This is a genomic window from Ureibacillus suwonensis (genome assembly GCF_042655065.1).
Taxonomy (GTDB): domain Bacteria; phylum Bacillota; class Bacilli; order Bacillales_A; family Planococcaceae; genus Ureibacillus; species Ureibacillus suwonensis.
In genome coordinates this window covers 1-6,416 of record NZ_JBHSNQ010000007.1, presented here as the reverse complement: position 1 = coordinate 6,416, position 6,416 = coordinate 1, and the positions used below count along the sequence as shown (strand labels likewise).

Sequence of the window (6,416 nt, the reverse complement as noted above, 5' to 3'; positions counted from 1 at the left end):
AAGCTTCTCCTCCACTAGTACAACCTCCAATAAACTTAATAAACTAGTTTATTAGAAGTGTATTTGATAGTGAAAAAGTGTTCAATCCAAATGAGCGGAATCTGTTGATTTTATTTTATCGTTTACACGCCTCGGGGGATATTAATTTCTTTAAAATTTTCCATATTATTACCTCCTATTATTTGTTGATTTTTAGTATAATGATTTTTGACAATATAAAAAGTTCCAAAATTATAAAAAGTTATATGGTCAGTTGGAGGTATATACGATGGACATGCTGATCTTCCAATTGGAAAAAGAAAATGCTAAACCTTTGTATGAACAACTCTACAGCGGCATAAAAAATGCAATTATTCAAAAACAAATTGAAGTAGGAACGAAATTGCCATCTAAGCGAAAATTAGCGGAGTTTTTAAATATTAGTCAAACTACCATTGAAATTGCATATTCTCAATTATTAGCGGAAGGATATATTACATCTATTCCCCGTGTAGGTTATTTTGTTGAAGAAATTGATGAACTGCCTTACGTAGAAAAAAAACAAACGACAATCGAAATTCCCCAAAAAGAACAAAAACAATATCGATATGATTTTCATCCTGGTAAAGTTGATGAAGAATCCTTCCCTTTTGTTGTATGGAGAAAGTATGTAAAAGATATATTTGATATTACTTCAAAAGAGTTGTTACAAATGGGTGAACCCCAAGGAGAAGTAGAGTTACGAAAGGAAATCGCCAATTATTTATTTCAATCGAGAGGTATCCATTGCAAACCTGAGCAAATCGTTATTAGCTCTGGAACTGAGCTTTTATTACCGATGATTTTGCGCTTATTTGAAGATGATTTCATATTAGCCCTTGAAAACCCTGGTTACTCAGCAATACCGAGAATTCATTTAAATAATAATGCCATTCCTATTTCTGTGGATGAGGAAGGTTTAGTAGTTGATGAACTTGAACAAACAAATGCTAATATCGTCTATATTACTCCATCACATCAATTCCCGACAGGGGCAGTGCTGTCAGCTACAAGAAGAACTCAACTGCTGAAATGGGCAAGCAAAGCACCTAATCGATATATTATTGAAGATGATTATGATAGTGAGTTTCGCTACATTGGCAAACCCATTCCAGCCCTACATGGTTTAGATCAAAATGATAAAGTGATTTATATGAGCACATTTACAAAATCATTGATGCCATCACTTAGGGTTGCTTATATGGTATTGCCTCATCATTTATTAATGAAATATAAAGAAATATTTAGTTATTACTCAGCAACGGTCCCACGTTTCGTTCAACACATATTAGCCAATTTTATGAAAGATGGTCATTTCTCTAAACATTTAAATCGCATGAGGAAAATTTATCGAAAAAAACATGATAAATTAAAACATACACTAACTACTTTTTATCCTGATATAAAAATAACAGGAGACCAAGCTGGAATGCATGTGCTAATCTCGATTCCTAGCGGCAAAAATGTTGACCAACTGAAGCAAATTGCAAATCATCATGGCATCAACATTACTCCTGTAACCAATTATTTGTTAAAGCCCATTGAATATAAACATCCTACCTTCTTGCTTGGATTCGGAGGTATTCCTTTAAATCAAATAGAGGAAAGTATCCACCAATTGATGGAATGTTGGAACGTACAAAAAAATAAAAAACTCGCTAAACTATAGATGTCTTAGCGAGTTTTTTATATTAGTATATTATACATATATTTCCCATAAATATTTCCCAAGCAATATTTTTTCTTTAATCTGCATATTTCTTTTTTAATTGTTCTGAACCAGTTCCACCAATAATCATTAATACTAATGGTAAGAAATTTGAAATTACTTTAGGTAAACCATCGGGAATTGTTATATTCGTATAAAAAAATAAATTGGAACCTAGAATGATGATTTTAATGAGTATTAATAATACCCCTAGTAAAAATAAACTGTCAAAAAACGATTTTAATTTGGGGTGAGCTAATTTTTTACTATCTTGAATTACTTTTTCCTTCAAATCATTGTCACTCCTTAACATTTCATCTATTGTAATACCAAATAAATCGCTTAGTGCAATAATTACTTCAATACTTGGATAGTTCTTTCCAGTTTCCCATTTTGATACTGATTGACGACTGACATGAAGTTTATCTGCAAGATCTGCTTGTGTCCAACCTCGTTTTTCCCTTTCATTTTTTAATCGTTCACTAAATGTCATCGACGGCAACTCCTTTCTTATGTCAATATAAATTAAAAGTAGTATGAAGTAAAGAGAGCTATGGGCGCATGATGATGCAACGGATAGTTGCCATCGCCAAACGCCAATTATATACCATTTTATATAAAATTTACATTTAATTTCCAAAAGTATTAGAATATATATCAAAGAAAAAAGCTAAGAATCCACATCTAGTGGTTCCTAGCTTTCTTGAAATAAATTCTATTAGCGAAAAGTTTTAATTGCCTAATTTGTTATGAAAATAAGCCTCCTACAAAACCAGTAATGCCTCCCCAAAGATTACTGAAGAAATTACCGATTCCTTGGAAGAATAATGAGATAAATCCTGCTCGTTCAACATCGTCTGCTGTTACTACATCAACAGCCATTTCTTTACCATCGATAAAACCGTAATCAGAACCTTCTTTTCTTTCAATTACAACTTTCCCAACTACCGTCCCTTTTTCAACTTTCGCTTCAAGGGACTCTTTATCTAACACTAACTTTGGTTGATATAAATCTTTTTCTGATGTTTTTACAAGCATGGATAAAGGTTCTTTTACAGCAATTTTTACTTTATCTTCTTTTCCTTTAATGACTTTAATAGATTCTTTTCCTTTTTCAGAAAAGTCGGCTGGAATAATTTCTTGTTTTGCAAATTGGCTAAAACCATAATCGAACAATTTTGCTGTTGCATCAAAACGCGCTTTATATGAACCAACACCGTTTGAATCAACAGCATTCATTACAACTGAAATTAAACGTGTACCATTTCGTTCAGCAGTTCCTGTGAAACAGTAACCGGCTAAATTTGTTGTACCTGTTTTTAATCCGTCAACACCTTGATATTGATATACCAACCCTGGCAACATGAAGTTCCAGTTTTCCATCTTAATGGCATCATCTGTACCTTCTCTGAACGTTTTTCTCGGAATGCTAGCAGTCTCTAAAACTTCAGGATAATCTTTCAGTAAATGATAGGCAAGTTTTGCAACTGAGCGAGCTGGCATTACGTTTTCATCTTCCGGACCTGTCCCAGCAGGATGCATGCCCATTAAATCAGCATTATTTAATCCTGTTGAATTGACAAATTTATACCCTTCTAGTCCTAATTCTTCCGCTTTTTTATTCATTAGCTTTATAAACTCTGTTTCCGTTCCAGCTACTGTTTCAGCGATTGCCACTGTAGCAGCATTTGCAGAGTAAATTACCATTGCCTCATACAATTCTTGAATCGTATAAGTTCCATCCGCTCTTAGTGGCACATTACTTAATGCGCGATTTTGTGACAATTTATACACATATTCTGAGACTTTATATTCCTGATCCCATGAAACTTTGCCATCTTTAATGGCATCTAATAGAATATACTCCGTCATCATTTTGGACATACTTGCAATTCCAAGGGGTGTGTCCGCATTTTGCTCATATAAAATTTTCCCTGAATCTGCGTCAATTAATATGGCAGCTCCTACCGTCAATCCTAAATCTGTTTCAGCATTTGCTTGTGGCGTCGTTACAAACATGCTAAAAAGCAGAATAGGAATTAATAATAAGCCAATCAAAGATGTCTTCCTAGCTTTTTTCACAAAACGTACCTCCACTCATTATTATCATCTTCGCTCATTTTATCATAGATTACGTTCCCTGTGTGTGAAAGAACGATAAAAAACCACTCTTCCAACATCTACCTTGACGTTGAAAGAGTGGCCAGGTTTCATCCAATTATTGTAGAGAGTAGTTTGGAGCTTCTTTAGTAATTTGAACAGTGTGTGGATGGGATTCACGAAGACCGGCATTGGTAATGCGGACAAATTGAGAATACTCGCGCAAATGTTCCAAGTTTGGCGCGCCGCAGTATCCCATACCTGAACGAACTCCGCCGACCAATTGATGGATTGTATCAGCAAGAGGCCCTTTGTATGGTACACGTCCTTCAATACCTTCAGGCACCAATTTTTTTGCATCTTCTTGGAAATAACGATCTTTTGAACCTTGTTCCATCGCAGAAAGGGAACCCATACCGCGGTATACTTTGAAACGGCGTCCTTGGAAAATTTCTGTTTCCCCTGGTGATTCAGTTGTACCGGCAAGCAATGAACCAAGCATTACGGCATGTCCACCTGCTGCAAGAGCTTTTACGATATCACCGGAATATTTGATACCACCGTCGGCAATAATCGTTTTGCCATATTCACGGGCTACTGTAGCACAATCGTAAATGGCTGTGATTTGTGGTACACCTACACCTGCAACAACCCGAGTCGTACAGATGGATCCAGGGCCGATACCTACTTTTACCACATCCGCTCCAGCTTCATATAATGCACGAGTTGCTTCTGCAGTCGCCACGTTACCAGCGATAATTTCCAAATCCGGATACTCTTTGCGAATATTTTTTACAGTATCAATAACGCCTTGGGAATGACCGTGAGCCGTATCGATCACAATAATATCCACTTGCGCTTCCACTAATTTTTTCACACGGGCATACGTATCACTTGAAACGCCAACCGCCGCGCCAACAATCAATCGTCCGATGCTGTCTTTTGCTGCATTAGGGAACTCAATCACTTTTTCAATATCTTTTATTGTGATTAACCCTTTTAATTTTCCTTCTTCATCTACAATTGGAAGTTTTTCGATTTTATATTTTTGCAGGATTTTTTCTGCTTCTTCCAATGTCGTTCCTACAGGAGCTGTGATCAAATCTTCTTTTGTCATGACTTCTTCGATTCTCAATGAATAATCGGAAATGAAGCGCAAATCACGATTCGTAATAATTCCAACTAATTTTTGTTCTTCTTCATTATTTACAATTGGAACACCCGAAATGCGATATTTACCCATTAAATGTTCAGCATCAAATACCTGATGTTGAGGTGTTAAAAAGAAAGGATTGGTAATAACCCCATTTTCTGAACGCTTTACTTTTTCGACTTCTTCTGCCTGTTCTTCAATGGACATGTTTTTGTGGATGATTCCAAGCCCACCTTGACGTGCCATGGCGATTGCCATTTTTGACTCAGTGACTGTGTCCATTCCCGCACTAATAATCGGAATATTTAATTTGATTTTTGGCGTCAGTTGCACAGATATATCAACTTCTTTAGGCAATACTGTTGAATGCGCTGGTACTAACAATACATCGTCAAACGTTAAGCCTTCTTTGGCAAACTTCGTCTCCCACATTTCGATTATTCCTCCTAGTATAAACGAATATTATTAGTAAGATTAACAACATGTTTTCCCAGTGTCAAGAATCTGATAAATAGAAAAAGTATTCGGATTATTGAAAATTGTCTACATGTTTTTTCAAATGATGAAGTGTGTCAAACTAGCTTTATTTTGTTCTTTTTCACATTAATTATGAAAATTGCTATTGTTTGATCAAAAATGGCTTGTGAAAGTGGAGTTTTTATGTACTGTTGATTTCTGTTTTTTAGACTAAAACAGAATAGTTGTTTTTTTGGTGGGGGGATGGTGGGTACGAAACTTTCTTGATTTTCTTGTATCTTCTTAATACTTTTTATTTTTATTTAAATTCTGCCTCCATATAAAAATGAATAAACTTTCGGTCTTTCTTTGTAAAGATTTTTAGTTTTAATAAATAAAATGCAGAAAACTAAAATAGTAATTTTTATTAACTACGTCCCACTCTCGCAGGGGATTCCCCCAATTACCATCGGCGCGAACTACGAAGCACGTTGACCGGCTACTCTCGTCAGTTTCGGCGGTCCGGTGCTCACGTACCCGACGCTTGCGCTCCGTGCCGCCTCACTTCCTTGATCTTCTTGGTCCCCGTGCTTCTCGTCTACTACTAATGGTTCTTCTGCTTGACTCTTTTATTCCTGTTTCTGTATCGCGCCGAGCTGACCTCCGGTCTTTGGTAGTTGGGGGCTTATTTTGGGCAATAAAAAAACACCACTTTCGTGGTGTTTCTGCTTGCGAAGCGACGTCCTACTCTCGCAGGGGGAAGCCCCCAACTACCATCGGCGCTAAAGAGCTTAACTTCCGTGTTCGGTATGGGAACGGGTGTGACCTCTTTGCCATCATCACTTCACAAGGACTGAGAGGTTGTTCTCTCAAAACTGGATAACGGCATTGAAAGCTTTTCTTTTGGTTAAGTCCTCGATCGATTAGTATCCGTCAGCTCCACACGTCACCGTGCTTCCACCCCGGACCTATCTACCTCAT

The 6,416-nt window shown here is 36.6% G+C and carries 4 protein-coding genes and 1 rRNA gene; 1 reads left to right on the top strand and 4 read right to left on the bottom strand.

Annotated features, from left to right (window positions below; translation table 11 throughout):
- Positions 1–268 precede the first annotated feature (268 nt).
- The gene (gene pdxR / locus ACFPOH_RS00235; protein WP_340709623.1) at positions 269–1,687 is read left to right on the top strand and encodes a MocR-like pyridoxine biosynthesis transcription factor PdxR; all 1,419 of its coding nucleotides are present in this window, start codon (positions 269–271) and stop codon (positions 1,685–1,687) included.
- A gap of 76 nt (positions 1,688–1,763) precedes the next feature.
- On the opposite strand, the gene ACFPOH_RS00230 is transcribed toward pdxR, so the two are convergent.
- The 4 genes from ACFPOH_RS00230 to rrf form a co-directional block, all read right to left on the bottom strand.
- Positions 1,764–2,219, bottom strand: a complete 456-nt coding sequence (locus tag ACFPOH_RS00230) for a helix-turn-helix domain-containing protein (RefSeq protein ID WP_340709624.1) — start codon at positions 2,217–2,219, stop codon at positions 1,764–1,766.
- A gap of 254 nt (positions 2,220–2,473) precedes the next feature.
- Positions 2,474–3,808, bottom strand: coding sequence for a serine hydrolase (locus ACFPOH_RS00225; RefSeq protein ID WP_390308544.1), 1,335 nt, complete (start codon positions 3,806–3,808; stop codon positions 2,474–2,476).
- A gap of 136 nt (positions 3,809–3,944) precedes the next feature.
- Positions 3,945–5,411 carry an IMP dehydrogenase gene (gene guaB / locus ACFPOH_RS00220; protein ID WP_342580686.1) on the bottom strand — a complete coding sequence of 489 codons (1,467 nt, stop codon included), beginning with the start codon at positions 5,409–5,411 and terminating at the stop codon, positions 3,945–3,947.
- A gap of 755 nt (positions 5,412–6,166) precedes the next feature.
- Positions 6,167–6,282: ribosomal RNA gene (gene rrf / locus ACFPOH_RS00215) — 5S ribosomal RNA — on the bottom strand.
- Between the last annotated feature and the right edge of the window lie 134 nt (positions 6,283–6,416).

Bases quoted from the DNA above. Each gene is read 5' to 3' on its own strand.
- pdxR (WP_340709623.1), top strand. From the start codon at position 269: ATGGACATGCTGATCTTCCAATTGGAAAAAGAAAATGCTAAACCTTTG.
- ACFPOH_RS00230 (WP_340709624.1), bottom strand. From the start codon at position 2,219: ATGACATTTAGTGAACGATTAAAAAATGAAAGGGAAAAACGAGGTTGG.
- guaB (WP_342580686.1), bottom strand. From the start codon at position 5,411: ATGTGGGAGACGAAGTTTGCCAAAGAAGGCTTAACGTTTGACGATGTA.